This window comes from Silvania confinis, assembly GCF_025564085.1.
Classification (GTDB): Bacteria; Pseudomonadota; Gammaproteobacteria; order Enterobacterales; family Enterobacteriaceae; genus Enterobacter; species Enterobacter confinis.
In genome coordinates, this window is record NZ_JAMGZJ010000039.1 from 1 (window position 1) to 457 (window position 457).

Genomic DNA, 457 nt, shown 5'->3' on the forward strand with positions numbered 1-457 from the left:
GGCGCAGCCCCGCCAGGCAAGCCGGCGACCAGCGCAGTTCTGGCCGCTCGACGACCAGTTGCGTACCGTCCTGCGCCCAGGACAGCCGCTGTGCCTGCCAGGCGCCACCGAGGCGACCCTCGAAGCCGCTGACCTGCAGGCCCGGCACGCGGCCGAGCAGCCAGGCGCTGCCGGCCTGGGTGCCGAGCAGCGCAGCGAGTCCCAGGAGCAGCGCGAGGAGCAGCCCGACTATGGCCAGCAAGGTGATCTTCAGCGCCTTCACAGTTCTGGCCCCATGGAGAAGTGCAGGCGGAAACCGCCGTCGTCGTCGAGCGCATGGGCCAGGTCGAGGCGCAACGGGCCGACCGGCGAGACCCAGCGCACGCCGAAGCCGACCCCGGTCTTGATCGACGGGAAGTCCAGCGAGTTGAAGGCGTTGCCCTGGTCGACGAAGGTCGCCAGGCGCCAGCGCTCGGCC

At 71.6% G+C, this 457-nt stretch carries 2 protein-coding genes; both read right to left on the reverse strand.

The annotated features are described in order from the left end of the window. Nucleotides 1-262: hypothetical protein (locus M8013_RS00170; RefSeq protein ID WP_271265827.1), on the reverse strand; the 262-nt coding region annotated here is incomplete at its 3' end. Then, nucleotides 259-457: BamA/TamA family outer membrane protein (locus M8013_RS00175; protein ID WP_271265828.1), on the reverse strand; the 199-nt coding region annotated here is incomplete at its 5' end. The genes M8013_RS00175 and M8013_RS00170, both read right to left, overlap by 4 nt.